Raw genomic sequence first — 20,865 nt, 5'->3', positions numbered from 1 at the left:
GCCCCCATAATCGACCACATACCATTTCATGGTCGGTTTGCATGCCGCCATATGGGGAACAACACCCCGCCAACAGCGCACTGGAGTCGTCTTGAACGATATAACGCTGTCCACGGCGGAGGCGGCCGACCTCCTCGGTGTGCACCCTTCGACCGCCAAGCGCTGGCTCGACGACTTCGGTCGGGGCGTCGAGCGCACGGACGGCGGACACCGCCGGATCCCGTTGACCGACCTGCTGGTCCTGGCCGAGACCCGGGGCGGCTCCACGGTGCTGACGCCCTTCCGGCCCTTCGAAGCACACGCCTGGGCCGCCATCCGGGACGAGGAGGAGGGCACGGCCTCGTCGTTCGCACCCCTGGCGCTGGGTTGGCTGCTCTACTCCGATCCCCGTCGCATCGGCCTTCTCTTCGAGGTCCTGGCGCGGCGCGAGCGGCTCTCGCTCGAGGCGCTGGTGGACGGGCCGCTCACCACGTTCATGCACGCCATCGGTGACGCGTGGCGGGACGGTCGCATCCGGATCGCGGACGAGCATCTCGTCACGCAGATGATGGCGGACACGCTCGTACGCCTGGGTGCGGATTGGTCGCGAGCGGTGGCGACCCGCGCGGACGCGCCGGTGGCCATCGTCGCTTGCGCGGAGGGCAACCAGCACGAGCTGGGCGCGCTCGCCGTGCGGGCTTCACTGGAGCGGCATGGGTGGCGGGCCTGGTATCTCGGTGCGAATGTTCCGATGGCGGAAGTGATCTCCGCACAGCGCAGTCAGGATGCTTCGGTGGTATGTCTGTCGTTCGGCGCCTCGCAGGACGCCCCCGACGTGCACCGTTGCCTGGAGATCGCCGAACGCTACCTGGACGGTCCAGCGCCGTTCACGCTCGTCCTCGGCGGCCCGGAGCGGGCCGTCGCCGGCGCCACCCCCCGCACGCGTCGTTTCGGAGGTCTCCAGTCGTTCGAGTCCACGCAGAGCTTCGCCACCTGGCTGAAGTCGCACCCCGAGACGCCACGATGACCGCAGCCGCAACCACGCACACGTTCGGTCCGCGCGCACTCCGCCTCAGCCTCGCGCCGCTGGCCCTCTTCACGCTCATCGCGCTCGCCGGCTACGGGATCTTCGGCCTCGCGCCCGAGCGCATCCCCTCGTCCAGCCCGTTGCTGGTCCGCTTCTACCAGGTCTCCTTCCAGCTCCTCGCGCAGGCCCACATCGTGGTCGCATTGGCCACGCTCGTGGTCATGCTGGTCCGGGTCGCCCGCACCCGTTGGGTACCGGCCTTCCTGGTGGTGGGGCTGCTCGCCTTCACCAGCGAATGGATGGGCACCGGATACGGCATCCCGTTCGGGGCCTACAGCTACACCGGCCTGCTGGGCTATCGCATCGGCGGGCGGGTGCCCTGGAGCATCCCCGCAAGCTGGTTCCTGATGGCGCTGCCCTGCTACCTCATCGCCACGCACGTGCTGGGGCGCTCCCGGCGCACGCTGCGCCTGCTGGCGGCGGCCACGCTCCTCACGCTGTGGGATCTGGCGCTCGACCCCGCCATGAGCCACCTGACGCCGTACTGGACCTGGGCCGACAGCGGCTCCTACTACGGCATGCCGTGGGTGAACGTGTTCGGCTGGATGCTCACGGGGTTGGTGCTGATGGTCGCGCTGGAGGTCCTGCGCGCCCACGAATGGGGGGGTCCCCTGCCCCTCCCCTGGCTGGCCGGGCTGTACGGTCTGGTGCTCCTCATGCCGCTCGGGATGCTCGCGCTGGCCGGTGTCTGGGGCGCGGTGTTGGTGACCTGCGTCGCGTTGGGCGCCTTCGTGCTGGTGCTGCTCACGCTCCGGGCGCCGGTGGCGGCACCCCGGCCCCAGGTGGCATCGTGAGCCCCGGCGGCCCGGACCTGCGGGTGGAGCGCGTGCGCGAACACCTGACCCGCGCGGCCGACGTCATCCGCACGGCGGGCCTGCCTGTCCCGTCGCTGCGCGGCAGCCTGCATCGACCCGTCACCGTCACGCTGGCGGCCGGAGGACGCCCCCTCCCGGAGTCGACCTGGATGGGCGCGCTCGCGCTCGAGATGGTCCACGAGGCGTCGCTCCTCCACGACGACGTGCTCGACGGCGCCGAGATCCGCCGTGGCCGTCCCACCCTCGTCGCCGAGCGCGGTGTGGCCGCCGCGTTGGTCGAGGGCGACCATCTGCTGACCGGCGCCTACGTCGTGGCGCAACACAGTGGACGGCCTTCCTTCGTCTCGCGCTTCGCCGAGGCGGTCTTCGCCACCGTGGACGGAGAGCGCAGCCAGGGGCGCCGCGCCGGTGAGGCGCTCGGTGTCGAGGCCTACCGCGCGATCGTGGCCCGCAAGACCGGTGCGCTCTTCGGCTGCGCCGCGTTCCTGGGCGCGTGCGGGTCCGACGACGATGCCGACCCCGAATGGGTGCGCTTCGGCTGCGACCTCGGCGTGCTGTACCAGCGTGTCGACGACCTGCTGGACTACGTGCCGGCTGCGGCGACCGGCAAGGCCGCGTTCCAGGATCGCAGGCAACAGAAGTGGACCTGGCCTCTGGCGCACGCCTCCGCGGAGTCGTGGGCGGCGGCCGACGGCCCCTGCCACCGCGCTCTGTCCGCCTGCGTCGCGGAGTTGCGCGACGAAGCCGAGGCCCTCGTGGATCGTGGCGCCCGGCTGGGCGCCGACGTGGACGGTGTGGTCACGCTCACGGAGCGGTGGCTCGCGCCCGTGCTCGCCGCGGTCCCCACGGGCGGCCGGTGGCCCTCCGCCGCGGTCACGGCCGGGCGGGCCCGGGTGGAGGAGCGCGTGCGGACGCTCGACAGCGCGGACGCCCGGGCCGCCAGCTTCCGCCTGCATTCGCGCTCATTCTCCTTCGCGGCGCGTCTCTTCCCGCCCGAGCCGCGGCGGCGGGTGGCCGGGGTCTACGGGTTCTGCCGGTTCACGGACGACCTCGTCGACCGCGCCGATCCCCTGCATCCGCAGCGCACGTTGGAGGATCTGGACGCGTGGCTGGGGATGGCATCGGACGCCTACCACGGCCGGGCCAGTGGCTGTGTGCTCGTGGATTCGGTCATGCGCGACATGGTGGAGCACGACGTGCCCTTCCACTACGTGCGGGAGCTGGTCGCGGGGATGCGCATGGATCTCGAGGGCCGCACCTACGAGACCATGACGGAGCTTCGCCTCTACACGTACCGCGTCGCCTCCGTCGTGGGCGGCTGGCTCACGGAGCTGTTCGGCACCCACGACCCCTGGGTGCTGGAGCGTGCGGCCGCGCTCGGGCATGCCATGCAGCTCACCAACATCCTCAGGGACGTGGGCGAGGACCTCCGGGCGGGACGCCTGTACCTGCCCGCCAGCCAGCTGGGCCGGCACGGTCTGACGCGAGCGGACCTGGAGGGCATGTCCGACGGCGAGCGCCCGATCGACGCCCGCTATCGGGTGCTCGTGCAGGAGATGATGGCGATCGCCGAGGCGGACTACGACGCCGCGTTCGAGGCCATCCCGCACCTGCCGGTGTTCTTCCAGCGCCCGGTGGCCGTGGCGGCGCGCGTCTACATGGGAATCCACGAAGGCATCCGCCGCAACGGCTACGACAACCTGCGCCGCCGCGCCTACACGCGTGTCACGGACAAGCTGCGCCTGGCGGGCGTGGGGCTCTGGGAGCTGGGTCGGGCCCGGCGCAACGCCAGCGCCCTTCCGCCGCTGCGCTCCGGGAGAGGAGAACCGTGGATCCCCCCCACGGTCGACCGCGAAGCGGTCGCGTGATCCGGACGGCCGCCGTGCTGCTCCTCCTCTGCGCCCTCCCGGCGCCTGCGCGTTCGCAGCGCCCGGACGAGGCACCCGCGCCGGAGACGGCCGAAGCGCGTGCCCGCATGGATCGCAAGCTGGACGCACTCGACGAAGCCCTGGCCGCAACGCCGCACGACCCCGCTCTGCACTGGGAGCGTCTGCGCACCCTGTACGTCCTCGCCGTCGCGGAGGAGGCCCGCCTCCGGGACGCGCGCGCGACCCTGGTCTGGCTGCGGGGTAGCGCCGAGCCCGGCAGCGACGCCGCCCATCGCCTGGACGCCTACGAGGGCGCGCTGGAGGTGGTGCGGGGCAAGCATGCGTTCTGGCCCCACGACAAGGTCGGCCACGTCCGCGCCGGTCTGCGCACCCTGGATACGGCGGTGGCGGAGGCGCCCGACGACATCGAGGTGCGCAACCTGCGGCTTCTCTCCACGTTCTACCTGCCGTTCTTCTTCGGGCGCGACGACACCGCCCGCGCCGATCTGCAGGCACTGAGCACGCTGCTCCCCGCGCACCCGCGCGCCCTGCCCCCGGAGGCTTTCGGTGCCGTGGTCGAGTTCGTGCTCGAACACGGGCAGCTCGACGACCACACCGCCCACACGCTGCGCGTGCTCCACGCGGAGACCCTCGAGCGCCGGTCCACCCCGGGCGACGGCGGGCAATGATCGCCCGCTCCAACCGGGCGGCCTGGTGGGCGCTCCGCCACCTCATCCTCCCGGTCCTCTTCCGCGGCCTGCACGCCGTACGATTCCTGGGCGAGCCGCACGTCCCGCGCGGGCGACCGCTCCTCGTGCTCGCCAACCACGTGAGCTGGTGGGACGGCTTCCTGGTGGAGCGGCTCGTCCGGCGTCTCCGTCCGCAGGCCCCGCTCTACACGGTCATGCTGGAGCGGGAGCTGGCGCGCGCGCCATTCCTGCGCCTCACGGGAGGGCTGGGCCTGGTACCCGGCTCGATGGCGGGCACGCGCGCGTTGCTGCGCGCCCTGGAACGCGAGCGCGCCCGCAGGAACGACCTGGTGGTGCAGTTCTTTCCGCAAGGCAGCATCTATCCCTCGCGCCGGCGCCCCCTCGGCTTCCAGGACGGCTTCCAGCTGGTGGCCCGCGCCCTGGGGGACGCCGTCCTGCTGCCGGTGGGGATCCACCTGGAGCCGTTCAACCATCCCCGGTCCACGGCGCTGGTCACGGCCGGGGAGCCCTGGGACGCGGGAGTGGACCTGCCGAGCGCGGTCGACGTGGAGAGGCGCGTGACACACCTGTTGGATGACGTCCTGGCCGCGGTGGACCGGGACGGAGAACGATGGCACGGAGGACGGGCGTGAAAGCGGCGGTGATCGGCGGCGGGTTCGGTGGTCTGGCGCTGGCCATCCGACTCCAGGCAGCGGGCGTGGACGTGAAGCTGTACGAGAAGCGCGCCCGCGTCGGCGGGCGCGCCTATCAGCTGCGCGAGCGCGGCTACGTGTTCGACATGGGGCCCAGCCTGGTCACCGCGCCGTACATCCTCGACTCGGTCTTCCGGGCCGCCGGGCGACGCCTCGCCGACGAGGTGGACCTCATGCCGCTCGACCCGTACTACCGCGTGTTCTTCCACGATCGCTCCTCCATCGACTACGTGGGCGATCCCGACCGGATGAAGGCCCAGATGCGGACCTTCCACGAAGGGGACGCGGATCGCTTCGATGCCTTCATGGAGGCCATCGCGCCCATCCACGACGCAGTGATCGGAGACCGGCTGGGCGGCCTTCCCTTCGATTCCCCGGGAAAGCTGCTGCGGTTCGTCCCGCGCATGATGGGGCTGGGCGGCCACCGCACGGTCGCCGGCTTCGTGAATCGCTTCTTCGCAGACCCACGCCACCGGTTCCTCTACTCCTTCCACCCGCTCTTCGTGGGGGGCAATCCGTTCGCCACCCCCGCCATCTATCTGATGATCCCCTACCTGGAACGGGAGGGTGGCGTCTGGTTCGCGCGCGGCGGGATGTACGCCCTGGTGGAGGCCATGGAGCGCGTCTTTCGTGACCTCGGAGGCGACGTGGCCACGTCCACGGAGGTGTCCGCGATCCTCGTGGAAGACGGTCGGGCCCGCGGCGTTCGCACCGCCGCGGGCGAGGAGCGCTTCGATCTCGTGGTGAGCAATGCCGACGTGGCGCATACCTACCGGACGCTGTTGTCGGACGCGCCGCGCAAGCGCTGGTCCACGCGACGGGTGGAGCGCCTCGAATACACGATGAGCTGCGTCGTCCTGTACCTGGGGGTGCGCAAGACCTATCCGGAGCTGGCGCACCACACGCTCATCCTGTCCGAACGATATCAGGGGCTGCTGGACGACATCTTCAAGAAGCGCATCCTCGCGGACGACTTCAGCATGTACCTGCACGTTCCCACGCGGACCGATCCCACCATGGCACCCCCGGGATGCGAGAGCATGTACGTGCTGGTGCCGGTGCCGCACCTGGGAGGTGCCGTGGACTGGACGCGCGAAGCGGAGCCGTTCACGCAGCGGATCCTCGACTTCCTGGAGGCGTGGGGCCTGGCGGGCCTGCGCGACCACCTCGACGTGCTGCGCACCTTCACGCCGCTCGACTTCGCATCGGAGCTGAACGCCTGGCAGGGCAACGCGTTCGGGATCGTGCCCCGTTTCACGCAGACGGCGTGGTTCCGCCCGCACAACCGCAGCGAGGACGTGCAGGGCCTCTACCTGGTGGGCGCCTCGACGCATCCCGGGGCAGGCGTGCCCGGCGTGCTGCTGTCCGCCGAGGCCACGTACGCCAGCATCCGCGAAGACGTCGGCCTGCCGGCTCCGTGGGACGAAGCGCGCCGGGGACAGGTCGCGTTGCTGGATACGTGAGGACGGACGGAGCGCGCGGCGCCGGCCCGGGGCTGCGGGGCCGCCCATGTCGGCGGGACGCCGTTGCTCGAACGGTCGATCCCGCAGCGCCCCATCGCACGGGGCGCGATCCCGACCGTCAGCCCTGCATCTCTCCGAGTTGGAAGCGCAGCGCGTCTTCCAGCGCAGGCCGCAGGAAGCGGTAGCCTGATTCCTGGGCGCGCGTCGGGAGCACCCGCTGGCCCTGCAGCAGGAGCTCGTCCCCCATCTCGCCGAACAAGGCCTTGACCGCCGTGCGGGGCACCGGCAGCAGCGTGGGGCGATTGAGCACCTGGCCCAGGATCGTCGTGAAGGTGGCGTTGGTGACCGGCTGCGGCGCCGTGGCGTTGACCACGCCCCGCAGGGTGGGCTGGTGCATCGCGTGGTACAACAGGCCGACCGCGTCGTCGAGGTCGATCCAGCTCAGGTACTGCCGCCCGCTTCCGAGCCGCCCCCCCACGCCGGCCTTGAACGGGAGGATCATGGTGCCGAGCGCCCCTCCCGCGGGGCTGAGCACCATGCCGAAGCGGAGCAGCACCACGCGCGCCGATCGTCCCCGCAGCGGCGCCCACGCCGCCTCCCAGCGCTGGGTCACCTCGGACAGGAAGCCACGGCCCGGCCGGGCGTCCTCGGAGAGCGGCTCGTCCCCGCGGTCCCCGTAGAAGCCCACGGCCGACGCCCCGAGCACCACCTTGGGCGGTTGCCGCAACATCGAGACGGCGCGCGCGATGGTCGCCGTGCCAGCCTCGCGGCTGCGCAGGATCGCGCGCTTGCGATCGGAGCTCCACCGACCTCCCGCGATCGACTCGCCCGCCAGGTGCACCAGCACGTCGATCCCTTCGAGCGCGTCCAGGTCCACGAAGTCCCGGTCCGGGTTCCACAACACCTCGCCCGAGCGGGCTTCGCGGCGTACCAGCGGCAGCACGGTGTGACCGGCGCAGGTGAGGAAGGTCCGCAGCGCCGAGCCGACCAGCCCGGACGCGCCCGTGATCGCGACGCGCAGCGGTGGCCCGGGATACCGCTCGATGAGCCCCAGGTCGTCCTGCAGGCGGCGGTGACGGAAGCGGAACATCCGGTCCAGCTCCCGCCGCCCTGCGGCCACCCCACCCACGAACTTCAGGATGGGCCCGGCCGGGAGGTCCCAGTCGACCTCGTCCACGTAGCGCGTGCGGCCGTCGATCGGCTCGAACAGGTGTCGATGCGACCAGTGTGCGAACGGGCCGTCGATCTGCTCATCCTGGAACATCCGATCCTGCTCGAACGCCGTATGCCGGACCCGCCAATTCACGGAGACGGGGCCGCGCGAGACCTTGAGCAGCACTTCGCCACCGTCGGAGATGCCGCCGGACCGCTCGAGCACGGAGACGTCCGCCCACGGGGGCGTGAGCCGTTCGAACGCGCCCGGACGGAGGTGCCATCCGAAGACGGTGCCCACGGGGTGCGACAGCTGACTCTCGAGCCGGTAGCGGTTCACGCGCCTCCTCCTCCGAAGCGAAGCAGATAGTCGTCGACCTCCACCTTGCGACGGGTCGACGCGGATGTCATCGAACGGATGGTCCCGAAGATCGGCCGCTCCGGCCACCCCCGGTCATAGCGGCCGAAGGTCCAGAAGATCCCGGACCAGGAGTTCGGATCGCGGCCGTCGATGGCCCACCGGTTGTTCAACTCGATCAGCCACGTCAGTGCGGTACGGGGGTCGGGGCTCCACTCGAGCACCTTCTTGCCCCACAACATGCGCAGGTAGTTGTGGATGCGCCCCTCCGCCCGCAGCTGGCGTTGGGCCGCGTTCCACAGTGGGTCGTGCGTCTCGGCCGCCTCGAACGCCTCGAGGGAGTACACATGCGGCCGAGGATCGGCGGCATGGGTCTCCAACGTGCCGCGCGCCCACTCCGGGAGCGACTCCCATCGATCGTACCCCGGGAGGTGGGCGCAGGTGTTGAAGCCGAGCTCGCGCCAGGTGACGAGCTCGTCCAGGAAGCCTTCGGCCGCCTCCGACATGCCCCACCAACCCTGCCGGGCACCGCTGCGGCGGTCGGAGAGCCGGAGCGGCGTCCATCCTTCCCGCTCCGCCACGGCGGCGAAGACCTCGTGGGCCGAGAGATGCCCCCAGTGCAGCCACGGAGAGAGGCCGCTGGATCCACCGCGGTCCGGGTGTCGACGATCCTCCGGGTAGCGGTCGAGCTCGCCCGCGAGGAACACGGCGAGGCGCGCGCGGGCGGCGCCGGTGCCTCCTCTCGACGGTATCGCGCCCACGCGCGCATCGATGGGCAGGCGGTCGACGGCCGCAGGCGTGCGCAGCAACTCCGCCGTGGCGGACGCCCAGCGTTCGGGCAGCTCCAGCGGGACGGGGAGTCGGGGCAGATCGGCCAGGTCCGGCACGGCCTCGGGTCGGTCCGCGAGGTGCTCCGGGAGGACGGTCTGCAGGTGCCGACGCAATGCGAAGGCGGTGGCGAACGCCTGTGGGGCCGCACGCAGCGGCAGCAGGCCGTTGGAGTCCACCGCTTCGAGACGGACGTCCAGCGCGTCGCCGGCCCGCTCGAGCATGCGCGGCAGGAAGAACGCCGGATAGTCGTCGGTGACGACCAGCGCAGCGTCACGCGCCAGCCACTCCAGGAGGCCGCGCCCCGCACCCGGTTCGGGTTCGATCCACGGGACGTAGGTGACGGGCGTGCCCGCCAGGGAGGCGGCGTGCTCCGCCATGCCTTCCACGACGAACCGGTGGTGTCGCACCGCGGCCCAGCGGTAGCCCGCGCGCAGCGGCTCGAAGATCACGAGCGGGAGGGCGCGCGCCCGCGCGACGTCCAGGGCGCGGTCGAGCGCGAAGTTCCAGCCCAACCGCCGCTGGGCCACCATCCAGTAGAGGACGTAGCGCGCCCCATCGCGGAGGGGGTGGGCGTTGAGTGCGCGCACACGCCGGGACGGAACCGTGGAGCGGTGTCGGGATCGATGCATCGCAGGTCGTCGGAGGCGGGAGCCCAGGGGCCCTTCCAGTACGCCCTACAGCGGAAGGAGTGCCCGCCCGACCGCCGAGGCCGCCACCTGCAGCGTGAAGTTGTCGAACCCATGGGGGCTGGCGGCCTCGACACCGACGGCGACGACACCGATCGCGACCGCGGGAGGCGCCACGACCGCCCAGGGCAGCCCGACCAGGGCGGTGCCCCACACCAGGACCGCGAGGACGCTCGCGCCGAAGACCGCCGCGGACCCTTCCACCGTCCGGTCGGCGGGCACACCGAACGCGCCCGGCACACGATATCGGTGCCTGCCCCAGCGCGCGCCGATCGGTTCGGCCACTGCGTCGGCCCACCCACAGACCAGGTAGCCCACGGCCGCCCACGGCCCGAACCCCAGCTCGGCGACGATGCCGCCGAGACCGGTGGCCACCATCGGGACCCAGACGAACCGACCCCGATGCGGTCGATCCTTGTCGCGGGCAAGCGCGTCGAACAGCGGGGAGCGATCCTCGCGCAGCACGGCCGCGGTCACGGCACCCACGACGACCAGGGCCAGGCCCACGACACCCGCCACGCCGACCGCGACACGGACGGCGGCCACGACGCTGAACACGAGGAAGTGGAAGGTCTTGCGGGTATAGGCCGTGGCGATGCCGCGCCGGCGCTGCGCGACCACGAGCCCGACGACGAGCGGCAGGACCAGGACGCCGGTCGACATCCCGAGCGCCACCGCGCGCGCCTGCGCCGTCAGCACCCCGGACCCGCGCGGACCCGCCCGTCAGGGCGTGAGCGCGCCGCGCTCGCTCAGGATGTTGGAGACGACGTCGCGCAGCTGCGTGCGCAGATCGTCGCTCTTCTGCACCACGCCCGACGTGCGCAGCTCCAGCTCGGCCCGCTCCGCCGGCGTCAGCGTCTTGGCGGTCAACACCACCACGGGCAGGCCCAGATACTCGGGATCCGAGCGCAGCTCGTTCAGGAACGTCATGCCGTCCATCACGGGCATCATCAGATCGAGCAGCACCAGGTCCGGGTGGTAGCCCGACAGCACGTTGAGCGCTTCGCGCCCATTGGTCACGGACTGCACCTCCAGCTCCGTCGTGCTCAGGTAGCGCTCCACCTGGTCGCGGGTGGCGGCATCGTCGTCCACGAGCAGGATGCGCCGGCCGTTGCGCGGCAAGCTGCGCCAGAGCGTGCGCAGGAAGGCGTCGCGCTCCACGGGCTTGGTCAACAGATCCACCGCTCCGAGCGTGCGGCCGCCGCCCTCTCCGGCCACGATGCTCACGACGACCACGGGCACATCCTGCAGGTCGGGATCCGCCTTCACCTGGCGGATGAACTCCCACCCGCTCATGCCCGGCATCATCAGGTCCACGGTGATCAGGTCGGGCTTGCGTTCCCGCGCGCGAGCCAGGCCCGCTTCACCGCTCGCGGCCATGACCACGTCCAGGCCGAACTCCTTCAGGTGATGCACGATCAGGAGCGAGGAGTCGGGCTCGTCGTCCACCACCAGCGCGAGCTGGCGGCCGCGGCCGCGCAGGCGGGGGTCGAGGTCGAGCTCTTCCAATCCCCGCCCCGGTGGGGTCAGCAGCGGCTCGCGGCCGGGGCGTGGCATCGTCTCGGGAATGGCGATGCGGAACTGCGAGCCTTCGCCCACCGTGCTGGACACCGTGAGCTGATATCCCAGCAGCTGGCAGATCGACCGGCTGATGGTCAGCCCCAGACCCGTGCCGCCGTAGCGACGCGTGGTCCCCGCCTCCGCCTGCTGGAAGGCTTCGAAGATGGCGTCGAGGCGGTCGGTCGGGATGCCGATCCCGGTGTCGACGACCGCGATGCTGGTCACCTGACGGGTCGCCCCCGATGCCTCGACGTGCACGCGTACCTCGCCCGTCTCGGTGAACTTGAGCGCATTCCCGACGAGGTTGATGATCACCTGCTTCAGGCGCCGCGGGTCCGTGCGCAGCGGACGCAGGTCGTCGGGCACGTCCGCCTTCAGCTGCACCGCGCGTCCGCGCACCTGGCCCTCGAGCTGATGGAGCGTCTCGCGCACCAACGTCCGGACGTCCACCGGAGCCAGCTCCACCTCCATGCGCCCGGACTCGACCTTGGCCAGATCGAGCACGTCGTTGATGAGGGTGAGCAGGTGCTTGCCGTTGTCGTGGATGCGGCGCGTGAACTCCAGGTCCTGATCGCTGAGCCCCCCGCTCCGGTTCTTGAGCAGGACGTTGGCGAACCCGATGACGGAGTTCAGCGGCGTGCGCAGCTCGTGGCTCATGCTCGCGAGGAAGTGGCTCTTGGCGCGGTTCGCGGCCTCGGCCTCCTCCTTGGCGACGCGCAGCGCCTCCTCCGCGCGGCGCCGCGGGGTGACGTCCTTCCCGAACACCACCACGCCCCGGGGACCGAGGTCGCCCAGGATGGGATTGAAGAACAGCTCGAAGTGCCGCTCCTGGCCGTCGATCTCCTCCGTGCGCACTTGCGAGAAGCGGGCGCCGGCCAGGGCGCGCTGATACAGCTCGCGGTACCACTCCACCTCGTCGATCCGGAGCACCGCTTCCAGGGGCGCGCCCACCCGCGGCTCCCGTCCGGTGCGCGCCTCGACCATGAGGGAGAAGGCCGCGTTGAACGTGATGAGGCGGAGCTGCGGATCCACGGACCAGATGGCGTCGCCCGTGTTCTCCACCAGCGCCGTGAGGTTGGCCTTCGAGGCCTCGAGCGCGCGCTCCGCCTGCCGCTGCTCGGTCACGTCGCGGAAGATGCTGCGCGTCGCCACCGGCTTCCCGTCCTCGAAGCGGCAGTTCATGTTGCCGGAGCAGATGATGATGCGTCCGTCGGCGGCGACGAACTCGACCTCCACGTGCGTGGCGGACTCGCCCCCGAGCACGCGCTGGAACTGACGCCGGAACCGGCTCAGCGAGTTCGGGTGCACGATGGAGAAGATGTCCAGCTTGGCGATCTCGCCGTCGGTGTATCCGAGCGCCTGCTTCCAGGCCCGGTTCGCGTAGAGGATGCGGCCGTCCGGCGCGGCGCTCTGCAGCAGGTCGGAGGCGTTGTCCAGGAAGTCCTGGAGCTGGTGGCGGCTCTCCTTGAGGACGCGCTCGGCGACGAAGGCCTCGCCACCCAGGCGGAGGCGGGCATACAGGCTGAGCAGAAGGCCCACGAGGACGGCGAGGTAGCTGCCGACCTTGAGGACGTGGGCCATGTCGTACAGGCCGTCGAAGGGCCGGGTCGAGAAGGCCATGTAGGCGACGTGCGAGACGACGCCCATCCACAGCCCCATGACGAGCCAGTGCTGGAAGCGCTCGCTGCGCCATCCCTCGCGGCGCAGGAAGCCGACCAGCGCCAGGGCCAGGAAGAGCGCGGGGACGAGCTCGAAGGGGCGGTCCACGCCGAGCGTGGGACGGACGGCCGTGGGCAGCCCGCCCCGGAGCGCGAGCGCGCCCAGCGACACGGCCGACAGCGTTCCCGCCAGATAGATCCAGCGATCGCGCAGGGCCGCGCCCTGCGGACGCACGCGCATCCCGGCGGCCAGGGCACCCATCAGGAAGAGGCCCAGGTGGAGCTGCGCCGCCAGCCAGGTCCAGGAGTCCCGCTCCGAGAAGGCCTCGCCCGAGTGCAGGGGGGCCAGGGGGCCGGTCACCGTGGCGTGCACGACCGTCAGGATGCCCGCTCCGAGGAAGCCGACGGCGAGGTGGAGGAAGAGGCGCTCCGGACGGGCGTAGTAGCGCACCAGCGCCAGGCCGCCCACGGCGATCCCGAACACGCCGGCCACCGCCTCCAGCAGCGTGTGCAGCGAGGCGTTGCCCAGCCAGGTCGTGGTCCGCCCCAGGACGGCCAGGAACAGGAACGCCAGCAGCATCACCCAATAGGTGACGATGCGGGCGCGGGTGCGGTCCACGCCCGGGACCGGCACCGAGAACAGCGCCGCCGGACCCGCCTCGGAGGGCGAGGTCCACGGCGCGCCCCGGCGGGCCCGGGCCTCCGCGTTCAGGAGGTCGGTTGGCGCCACCTTTCGATGGCCTCGATCAGGGCGTCTTCGTCGACGATCGGCTTGGTGAGGTAGTCGTTGAATCCCAGGCCGAGGAACCGCTCCCGGTCTCCCGCCATGGCGTGGGCCGTCAGGGCCACGACCGGCAGGCCGTCCAGGCGCATATCCTGGCGCAGCAGGGCGAGGACCTCGGTGCCGTCCATCTCCGGAAGGGAGATGTCGAGCAGCACGACGTCCGGCGGGTCGGCGGAGATGCCCTCCAGGGCATCCTTTCCATTCTCGTACTCGGAGATGTCGTATCGGTCTCCGAGCAGCGCCTGGATGAGCAGGCGGTTGTCGGGATTGTCCTCCACGACGGCAATTCGTGGCTTCACGCGGCGATCCTTTTCCGGTGCGGCCGAGGGATCCGGCCCGCCCGTGAGCTCGCGTCGGGCACGGCCGTACTCCTCGTCCATGGCATCCGCCAATGCGGCCAGGCCGGGGAGATCGCCGGTTTTCAAGGCGTTCTCCGCCTCCTCGGCCAGCCCGGCCAGGCGCACGGCGCCCAGGTTCAGGGCGGTCGAGCGGAGCGAATGGGCCGCTCGCACGCCTTCGTCACGGCCCGCAGCGGAAGAACCGTGCCGGATCGCCGCAACACGTCCCGGCGTCTGGGTCACGAACAGGTCGACGAGCTGGGTCACGAGGGTCGGACCACCCCATTCCTCCAGCCGGGCGAAGCGCTCCCGGTCGATGGCAGGGTCCGTCACGGCCGACCCGCCGCGAGGGCGTCCCGGAGCGCGGCGATCCCGGCGGGCGCGCCCTGGGCGTGTCCATAGACGGCGGAGCCCGCCACCAGGACGTCCGCTCCGGCCTCGACGGCCTCGGGCGCCGTCCGGGCGTCGATCCCACCGTCCACCTGCAGGCAGGCGCCCTCCCGGCCCGCCTCGCGGAGCAGAGCCCGGGCCTCGCGGATCTTGGGGAGCATGGTGCGGATGAAGCGCTGGCCCCCGAAGCCCGGGTTGACGGTCATCACCAGGAGGAGGTCCAGGTCTCCGACCACGTCCCCGATCGACGACAGCGGCGTGGCGGGATTCAGCGCCACGCCGGCCGGACACCCGAGCCGCTCGATCTCCTCCAGCGTGCGGTGCAGGTGGGGACAGGTCTCCCGGTGCACCGTGATGCGGTCGGCACCCGCGTCCGCGAACGCCGCCAGGTAGCGCTCCGGCGCCTCGATCATCAGATGCACGTCCACCGGCAGCGCCGTGGCCCGCCGCACGGCCGCAGTGATCAGCGGACCGATGGTGAGGTTGGGTACGAAGTGGCCGTCCATGACGTCCACGTGGATCCAGTCGGCACCCGCGCGCTCGACCTCCTGCACCTGCTCGGCCAGCCGGCCGAAGTCCGCCGACAGGATGGAGGGCGCGATGCGGATCATGCTGCGCCCCGGGTCAGGATCCGCACACCGTCCGGTCCGGCCACGTGCACCTCCGTCGTCATCCCCACGAACAGCCCGCTCTCGACCACACCTGCCCGCCGTTGCAGCAGCTGCTCGAGCTCCGCCGGGTCGGCGATCCCCCGGGCGAAGCGGCAGTCGAGGATCAGGTTGCCGTTGTCGGTGCGGTAGGGCGTGCCGTCGCCCGACCGGCGAAGGACCGGATCGGCCCCCAACGCCCGCAGGAAGGGCTCGTGGGCACCCACCATGAACGGCACGACCTCCACCGGCAGCGGTGCCTTCTCCCCCAGGCGACCGACCCGCTTGCTGTCGTCCACCATGACGAGGAACGCGCGCGCCGCCTGCGCGATCATCTTCTCGCGCAGGAGTGCCCCCCCCAGGCCCTTGATGAGCTCGAGGTCCGGGTCGAACTCGTCGGCCCCGTCGATGGCGAGGTCGAGCTCCGGGCACGCCTCGAGGGACACGAGCGGGATGCCGGCCCGCCGCGCCCGCTCCGCGGTGCGCTCCGAGGTGGGGACCCCCGCGATGTCCTGGAGAGCCCCCGTCGTGATCGCCTCGCCGAGCGCGTCGAGCAGCTGGTCGGCCGTCGAGCCGGTGCCCAGCCCGAGCCGCATCCCCGACCGTACGCGGGTCAGCGCGCTGGCGGCGGCCTGCCGTTTGAGCGCCTCGGCGGCGCCCGCCGCCCCCCCGCTCAGGCGACCGCCTGTCCGACGAGCGCCTTGAGCTCGTCGGGCATGATGCCGACGCTGCGCCCGAGCTCCTCTCCGTCCTTGAACACGATCACCGTCGGGATGCTCCGGATGCCGTAGCGTTGCGCCACGTCCGGAGCGCGGTCGGTGTCCACCTTGGCCACCACCAGCCTGCCCTGCTCCGCTCCCGCGATCTGGTCGATCATCGGAGCCAGCATCCGGCAGGGCTGGCACCAATCGGCGTAGAAATCCACCAGCACCGGCGCGCCCGACTCCAGCACCGTGCGCTGGAAGTCCTCCTCCTCGACCTTGATGGGCCGGTCGAGGAGGAGGGGGCGCTCGCAGCTGCCGCACTTCGGGCGCGACCCGGCCCGCGCCACCTCCACCCGGTTCAGGGTGAGGCAGAAGGGACACCGGACCGTGGTCGTGCCGTTCGTCTTCTCGGTCATTCCGTCCTGATCCTGCGTGCTAGAACGCAACCTGGAGGCGCGTCAGGATCAGTCGTCCGATCTCCGGCGCGCCCACGAACTCGCGATGCATGTTGTCGAAGAGGTTGGTGGCCGTCACCCCCACCGTCGCGTCCGGCAGCCAGGGAAGCTGATAGCTCACGTTGGCGTCGACCACGGTGTAGGCGTCCAGGTTCCCCTTGTACACGCCCGAGTTCACCGGGAATCCGGCGGTGTAGCGCGCACGGCTCTCGACCGTGATCCCGCGCCGCACGTCCGAGAAGCGCGCCCCCAGACTCCCCTTGTGCTTGGGGGCATTCAAAGCGATGTCGGACACACCGTTGCAGTCGACGGTCCCGTCCTCGTTGGCGTCGAAGCAGTCCTTGCTCACCAGCGAGAATCCACCGGTCACGCTGAAGCGATCCGTGACCAGGAACTGACCGGCGAAGTCCGCGCCCCAGAAGGACACGTCCCCGAAGTTGCGGTAGGTGAGCAGGATATCCGGGCCCGGTGCCTGATCGGGCGCCACCGTACCCAGGGGGATTTGTGCCGCGGCGGTGGTCATCTCCGCGATCACGGCCGCAAGGTTCTCCGCACCGATGGCCGGTCCCAGCACCGGCGCCAGCAGACTCTGGAGATAGGCGGCCGTGCCCTGGGGGTCGAAGAAGACGGTCGGCGTCTCGACCCGGAGGGGGCCGACGAAGTCCTGAACCTGACTGCGGTAGAGATCGACCGAAGCCAGGAACCGCTCGCCCAAGATGCCCTTGTAGCCCACCTCCAGCGTGTTGGTGATGGTGGGCTTGATGGCCTCGATCGGCGTCGGAGTGCTGGAGGGTAGGAAGGGCTGTCCTCCTTCCGTGTTCAACACCATCAGCCGGGTGAGGTCCGCCGCGAGCGGGTTGCCCGAGCGCAGGGCTGCCTCGATGGCGCCGGCGAACGGCGTCAGCGTCGCCGGCAGTCCCGCCACGAGTTGGGGGACGACCAGGCCGTCCCAGAGGACCCCGGCGTTGGCCGGAAGCTGTCCGGCCGCGAACGGGGAGTACATGCAGAGACCCTCGAAGCCGCCCGTGCACAAGTTGTCGAACGTGAAGCCGGTCTCGGGTACGCCCAGAGTCCGCAGGTCGTAGCTGATGGTCGATGTGATCGGGATCCGGCGCGCCAGCAGGTCGAGGAACAGGTTGTTCGTCGTGGGCGTCGAGAACGCGCGGTTGAACGTGAAGCGGAGGTTCTGGTTGTCGTTGGGATGGAAGACCAGCGCCGCGCGCGGAGAGAACACCAGGTCCTCGAGGCGGTTGTGGTTGTCGATGCGCAGGGCGGCCACGACATCGAATTGGTCCGACAGCGCGGTGGTGGAGTGGACATATCCCCCGATCTCGTCGATCGAGTCGTCGTCCTCGTTGCGACCGGTGATCGTTCCGTCCGTCTCGGGACGCGTCCACTGCCCGTCGACGCCGAAGATCAGCTCCTGCCGTTCCCCGACGTCCAGGCTGTACTGCAGCTGCGTGGCGTAGAACTTCGACTCGTCGACGATGCGGTCGCCGGTGCGAAGGAGGTAGGTATCACCCGCGTTGCTGGAGTTGAGGAAGAACTGCGCGAACAGACCGCCCTTGTTCACCCGCGTCTGGAAGTACGAGTACGTCCAGTCCTTGGCCTGTCCCGCGCCCTGACCCGTCAGCTCGATCGTGGACACCGCCGTGTTGAGACCGGCATTGAAGATGATCTCCCCGTCGTCCCAGGGCCGCAGGTCCAAGCGCGCCTCCCCGCCCCAGCGCTTCTGCTCGAAATCCCGCGCACCGATGAGCGGATTGGAGGGGTCGTCGAGCGCAGCCTCCACCTCGGCCGGATCACGGTAGACCCAGTCGTCCCCCTGCGAATACTGCCCCGAGATCTTGAAGCCGACCCGGTCGGAGAGGGCCACGCCGGTCCGGAACTGCCCCTGGAACACGGAGCGCTCCCCCCCGGCGATGGCGGCGCGCGTGCCCGGATCGTCGATGGGCGACGTGGTGATCATATGCAGCACGCCGCTGGCGCTGTTGGGGCCGTAGAGCGCGGCGCCCGGACCCAGCACCACCTCCATGCGCTGGAGGTCGAGGTTGTTGATCGGGATGAAGTTCCAGGCGTTCACCCGGAGGGAGGGCACGCTGGCGTAGCGGTTGTCCGTCATCACCAGCAACGCGCCGGAGAAGACGTTGTTGAACCCGCGGGTGACGACGTTGGCCTGGGACAGCCCGGACTGGGCCACGTCCACCCCCGGCAGCGCCTTCACGTGCTCGACCGGCGACAGGGCCGCGCGCTCCTCGATGGCCTCGGCGCCCACGATCGTCACCGATGCCGGGGACTCCAACGCCTTCTCCTGGCGGCGGGAGGCGGTCACGACGATCGGGTTGAGGACGAAGGCGTTCGAGCGAAGCTCGATGGTCAGGTCGGTGGTCTCACCCGCCGCGATGCTCACCCCGTCGACGCGAGCGGACTCGTACCCGATGCGTGAGGCTACGATCGAGTACGTCCCGCTCACCAGGGACAAGCGGAACTGCCCGTTCGCGTTGCCCAGGACGCCGGCGGCCTGGGCATCGCCGGTTCCCAGCACCTCGATTGCCACGTCCTGCACGGGTGTGCCCGTCTCGGCGTCCACGACCCGGCCGTTCAACGTGCCCTGCTGGGCGGCCGCGGGGGAGGTCATGAGGCCGGTCAGCAACAGCGCGACCGGCGCGAATCTCGCCAGCTTCGTACGCATCGGGCTCCTCTGGGAGAAGGGTGCGGGCCAGGGCGCCTCCGGCCCTTCGGTACGGCCTGGGCGCCTCCGATCCTCGAGGACCGGCCCGACGAATTCGACCGGAAGGTAGAGGGATCGGTCACACCCCAGCAACGGGAAACACGCGGGTGGCGGCCCATCCCGCCGACCCCCAGGTTGGCTCCGTTCCTCACACGGGAGAGTGGTCGATGGACCCTGAGGTCGCCGCGGAGCCGGTGCGGGCTGCCGCCCGACGCCTGCGCGGGCGCGTCCACCGCACCCCTGTCCACACCTGCCGCACGCTCGATGATGCGGCCGGCACGCCACTGGCGCTGAAGTGCGAGAGCCTGCAGAAGACCGGCTCCTACAAGGTGCGCGGGGCGCTCAACCGCGCGCTGACGCTTCCGCCGGAGACGCTGGCGCGCGGACTGGTGACCGTGTCCGCCGGGAACCACGCCCAGGCGGTGGCCTGGGCCGCCGCGCGGTCCGGCACCCGGGCGACGGTGGTGATGCCCGCATCGGCGCCCCGGGCCAAGGTGGAGGGCGCCCGGGGCTACGGTGCACAGGTCGTGCTCGTCCCGGACGCGGTCGCGGCGTTCGCCGAAGCCGAGCGCCTCGCCCGGGAGGAGGGCTACTACCTGCTCCACCCGTTCGACGACCCCCACGTCATCGCCGGGCAGGGCACGGTCGGGATGGAGATCCTGGAGCAGGTGCCGGGCACGCGGCGGGTGGTGGTGCCGATCGGCGGCGGCGGCCTGATCGCGGGGATCGCCACCTGGTTCGCCGCCCTGCGGCCGGAAGCCGAGATCTGGGGGGTGGAGCCGGTGGGCGCCGCCGCGATGCGCGCGAGCCTCGACCGCGGCCAGCCGGTGCGGCTGGAGCGCGTCGCGTCCATCGCCGATGGTCTGGCGGCGCCCATGGCCGGGCAGCTGACCTACCCGATCGTGCGGGCCCACGTCCGGGAGGTCGTGACCGTGGAGGACACCGAGATCGGGGCGGCGATGCGCTGGATCCTCGAGCGCGCCAAGCTGGTGGTCGAGCCGGCGGGAGCGGCCGCGCTCGCGGCCGTGCTGTCGGGTCGGATCCCGGTGGGCGCGGACGACGCCCCCACGGTGGTCGTGCTGTCGGGCGGCAACGTGGACCCCGACCGTATCCCCGCCCTGTTGGCCGGCGGCTGATGTGTCGCCTCACGGCCTACGTGGGCGCGCCCGCCCCGGTTGCCCCGCTGGTGTACGGCGGCAACCATCCGCTGCTGCGGCAGAGCTGGGCCCCGCAGGAGCTCCTGAGCGGCTCCGTGAACGCGGACGGCTGGGGTGTGGTCTGGATGGAGCAGGGCCGGCTCCTGCGCCTGTCGGCCGGCACACCGCTCTGGCAGGCGCACGACCTGGAGCCCGTGCTCCAGACGCGGGCGGCGCCGGCCGCCCTGGCTGCGCTACGCAACATCACGGACGGCGTGCCACTCGGGCCCGACGGGACGCCGCCCCTGCTGCGCGCGGGGCACGCGTTCGTCCTGAACGGCTTCCTGGGGGGCTACCGCCAACGCCTGCGGCGCCTCCTCGCCCCCCTGAGCGACGAGACGCTGTCGCTGCTCCAGGGGACGACCGACACCGAGCTCCTGTTCCTCAACGTCCTCGAGCGCGTGCGTCGGGGCGCTTCTCCGCCGGACGCCCTCGCGGACGTGGTGGATACGTCGATCGCCGCGACCGCGGCCGACGGCGAAGAGGCCCAGATCGTGTGCGCATGGCTGACGCCGACCGGCGTTCTGCATGGCGCCCGCGCCTCCTCCACGGACGCGTGCAACTCGCTGTACGCGCTGGAGGGCGGCACACTCGCCCCGGAGGGCGTCCTGATCGCCTCCGAGCGCCTGGACACCGACCCCGGGTGGGCCCCCGTGCCGTCCGGGTCCGTCTTCACGCTGGACGCACAGGGGCTGCGCGCACGTCCGCTTTGAAGGCGCGACCGGATCCTGCGCCGACCGCCGGCGGCCGCACCCCGCCCC

General features: G+C 71.2%; 17 protein-coding genes. 8 read left to right on the top strand and 9 right to left on the bottom strand.

Annotated features, from left to right (window positions below; all coding sequences use genetic code 11):
* Nucleotides 1-91 precede the first annotated feature (91 nt).
* Genes R3E98_04670 through crtI form a run of 6 tightly spaced genes read left to right on the top strand, consistent with a single transcriptional unit; the run spans nucleotide 92 to nucleotide 6,614 of the window.
* Nucleotides 92-1,006: a cobalamin-dependent protein gene (locus tag R3E98_04670; protein MEZ4422678.1), complete on the top strand. Its 915-nt coding sequence runs from the start codon at nucleotides 92-94 to the stop codon at nucleotides 1,004-1,006.
* Nucleotides 1,003-1,860 carry a carotenoid biosynthesis protein gene (locus R3E98_04665; protein MEZ4422677.1) on the top strand — a complete coding sequence of 286 codons (858 nt, stop codon included), beginning with the start codon at nucleotides 1,003-1,005 and terminating at the stop codon, nucleotides 1,858-1,860. Before R3E98_04670 ends, R3E98_04665 begins: the two co-directional genes overlap by 4 nt.
* Nucleotides 1,857-3,749 carry a squalene/phytoene synthase family protein gene (locus R3E98_04660; GenBank protein MEZ4422676.1) on the top strand — a complete coding sequence of 631 codons (1,893 nt, stop codon included), beginning with the start codon at nucleotides 1,857-1,859 and terminating at the stop codon, nucleotides 3,747-3,749. Before R3E98_04665 ends, R3E98_04660 begins: the two co-directional genes overlap by 4 nt.
* Nucleotides 3,746-4,438, top strand: coding sequence for a hypothetical protein (locus R3E98_04655; protein MEZ4422675.1), 693 nt, complete (start codon nucleotides 3,746-3,748; stop codon nucleotides 4,436-4,438). Before R3E98_04660 ends, R3E98_04655 begins: the two co-directional genes overlap by 4 nt.
* Complete coding sequence (locus tag R3E98_04650; protein MEZ4422674.1) at nucleotides 4,435-5,091, top strand: 1-acyl-sn-glycerol-3-phosphate acyltransferase; 657 nt, start codon at nucleotides 4,435-4,437, stop codon at nucleotides 5,089-5,091. Before R3E98_04655 ends, R3E98_04650 begins: the two co-directional genes overlap by 4 nt.
* A complete protein-coding gene (crtI, locus tag R3E98_04645; protein ID MEZ4422673.1) occupies nucleotides 5,070-6,614 on the top strand; it encodes a phytoene desaturase family protein in 1,545 nt (514 codons plus the stop codon). Before R3E98_04650 ends, crtI begins: the two co-directional genes overlap by 22 nt.
* Nucleotides 6,615-6,732: 118 nt before the next feature.
* On the opposite strand, the gene R3E98_04640 is transcribed toward crtI, so the two are convergent.
* Genes R3E98_04640 through R3E98_04600 form a run of 9 tightly spaced genes read right to left on the bottom strand, consistent with a single transcriptional unit; the run spans nucleotide 6,733 to nucleotide 18,869 of the window.
* Entirely contained in the window at nucleotides 6,733-8,106 is a 1,374-nt protein-coding gene (locus R3E98_04640) for a TIGR01777 family oxidoreductase (GenBank protein MEZ4422672.1), read from the bottom strand.
* Nucleotides 8,103-9,584, bottom strand: a complete 1,482-nt coding sequence (locus R3E98_04635; protein MEZ4422671.1) for a deoxyribodipyrimidine photolyase — start codon at nucleotides 9,582-9,584, stop codon at nucleotides 8,103-8,105. The genes R3E98_04640 and R3E98_04635 overlap by 4 nt, the downstream gene beginning before the upstream one ends.
* A 45-nt stretch (nucleotides 9,585-9,629) precedes the next feature.
* Nucleotides 9,630-10,340, bottom strand: a complete 711-nt coding sequence (locus R3E98_04630; GenBank protein MEZ4422670.1) for a hypothetical protein — start codon at nucleotides 10,338-10,340, stop codon at nucleotides 9,630-9,632.
* A 24-nt stretch (nucleotides 10,341-10,364) separates the two neighbouring features.
* Nucleotides 10,365-13,589: a response regulator gene (locus R3E98_04625; GenBank protein ID MEZ4422669.1), complete on the bottom strand. Its 3,225-nt coding sequence runs from the start codon at nucleotides 13,587-13,589 to the stop codon at nucleotides 10,365-10,367.
* Nucleotides 13,568-14,314: a response regulator gene (locus R3E98_04620; GenBank protein MEZ4422668.1), complete on the bottom strand. Its 747-nt coding sequence runs from the start codon at nucleotides 14,312-14,314 to the stop codon at nucleotides 13,568-13,570. Before R3E98_04620 ends, R3E98_04625 begins: the two co-directional genes overlap by 22 nt.
* Complete coding sequence (rpe, locus tag R3E98_04615) at nucleotides 14,311-14,982, bottom strand: ribulose-phosphate 3-epimerase (GenBank protein MEZ4422667.1); 672 nt, start codon at nucleotides 14,980-14,982, stop codon at nucleotides 14,311-14,313. The genes R3E98_04620 and rpe overlap by 4 nt, the downstream gene beginning before the upstream one ends.
* A complete protein-coding gene (gene rpiA, locus R3E98_04610; GenBank protein ID MEZ4422666.1) occupies nucleotides 14,979-15,695 on the bottom strand; it encodes a ribose-5-phosphate isomerase RpiA in 717 nt (238 codons plus the stop codon). Before rpiA ends, rpe begins: the two co-directional genes overlap by 4 nt.
* Nucleotides 15,692-16,138, bottom strand: coding sequence for a thioredoxin (gene trxA, locus R3E98_04605; GenBank protein ID MEZ4422665.1), 447 nt, complete (start codon nucleotides 16,136-16,138; stop codon nucleotides 15,692-15,694). Before trxA ends, rpiA begins: the two co-directional genes overlap by 4 nt.
* Before the next feature lie 19 nt (nucleotides 16,139-16,157).
* Nucleotides 16,158-18,869, bottom strand: coding sequence for a TonB-dependent receptor (locus R3E98_04600; protein MEZ4422664.1), 2,712 nt, complete (start codon nucleotides 18,867-18,869; stop codon nucleotides 16,158-16,160).
* Between the two features lie 206 nt (nucleotides 18,870-19,075).
* On the opposite strand from R3E98_04600, the gene R3E98_04595 reads away from it, so the two are divergent.
* Nucleotides 19,076-20,044 carry a threonine/serine dehydratase gene (locus R3E98_04595; GenBank protein MEZ4422663.1) on the top strand — a complete coding sequence of 323 codons (969 nt, stop codon included), beginning with the start codon at nucleotides 19,076-19,078 and terminating at the stop codon, nucleotides 20,042-20,044.
* A complete protein-coding gene (locus R3E98_04590) occupies nucleotides 20,044-20,817 on the top strand; it encodes a hypothetical protein (protein ID MEZ4422662.1) in 774 nt (257 codons plus the stop codon). Before R3E98_04595 ends, R3E98_04590 begins: the two co-directional genes overlap by 1 nt.
* The last annotated feature ends 48 nt before the right edge of the window (nucleotides 20,818-20,865 follow it).

The organism is Gemmatimonadota bacterium (genome assembly GCA_041390125.1).
Classification (GTDB): domain Bacteria; phylum Gemmatimonadota; class Gemmatimonadetes; order Longimicrobiales; family Gaopeijiaceae; genus JAGQIF01.
Note: the sequence above shows the minus strand (reverse complement) of the source record. Positions and strands in the feature narration are given on the sequence as shown.

Coding starts and splice junctions, on each gene's coding strand:
- R3E98_04665 (MEZ4422677.1), top strand. CDS start 1,003: ATGACCGCAGCCGCAACCACGCACACGTTCGGTCCGCGCGCACTCCGC.
- R3E98_04650 (MEZ4422674.1), top strand. CDS start 4,435: ATGATCGCCCGCTCCAACCGGGCGGCCTGGTGGGCGCTCCGCCACCTC.
- crtI (MEZ4422673.1), top strand. CDS start 5,070: ATGGCACGGAGGACGGGCGTGAAAGCGGCGGTGATCGGCGGCGGGTTC.
- R3E98_04635 (MEZ4422671.1), bottom strand. CDS start 9,584: ATGCATCGATCCCGACACCGCTCCACGGTTCCGTCCCGGCGTGTGCGC.
- rpe (MEZ4422667.1), bottom strand. CDS start 14,982: ATGATCCGCATCGCGCCCTCCATCCTGTCGGCGGACTTCGGCCGGCTG.
- trxA (MEZ4422665.1), bottom strand. CDS start 16,138: ATGACCGAGAAGACGAACGGCACGACCACGGTCCGGTGTCCCTTCTGC.
- R3E98_04600 (MEZ4422664.1), bottom strand. CDS start 18,869: ATGCGTACGAAGCTGGCGAGATTCGCGCCGGTCGCGCTGTTGCTGACC.
- R3E98_04595 (MEZ4422663.1), top strand. CDS start 19,076: ATGGACCCTGAGGTCGCCGCGGAGCCGGTGCGGGCTGCCGCCCGACGC.
- R3E98_04590 (MEZ4422662.1), top strand. CDS start 20,044: ATGTGTCGCCTCACGGCCTACGTGGGCGCGCCCGCCCCGGTTGCCCCG.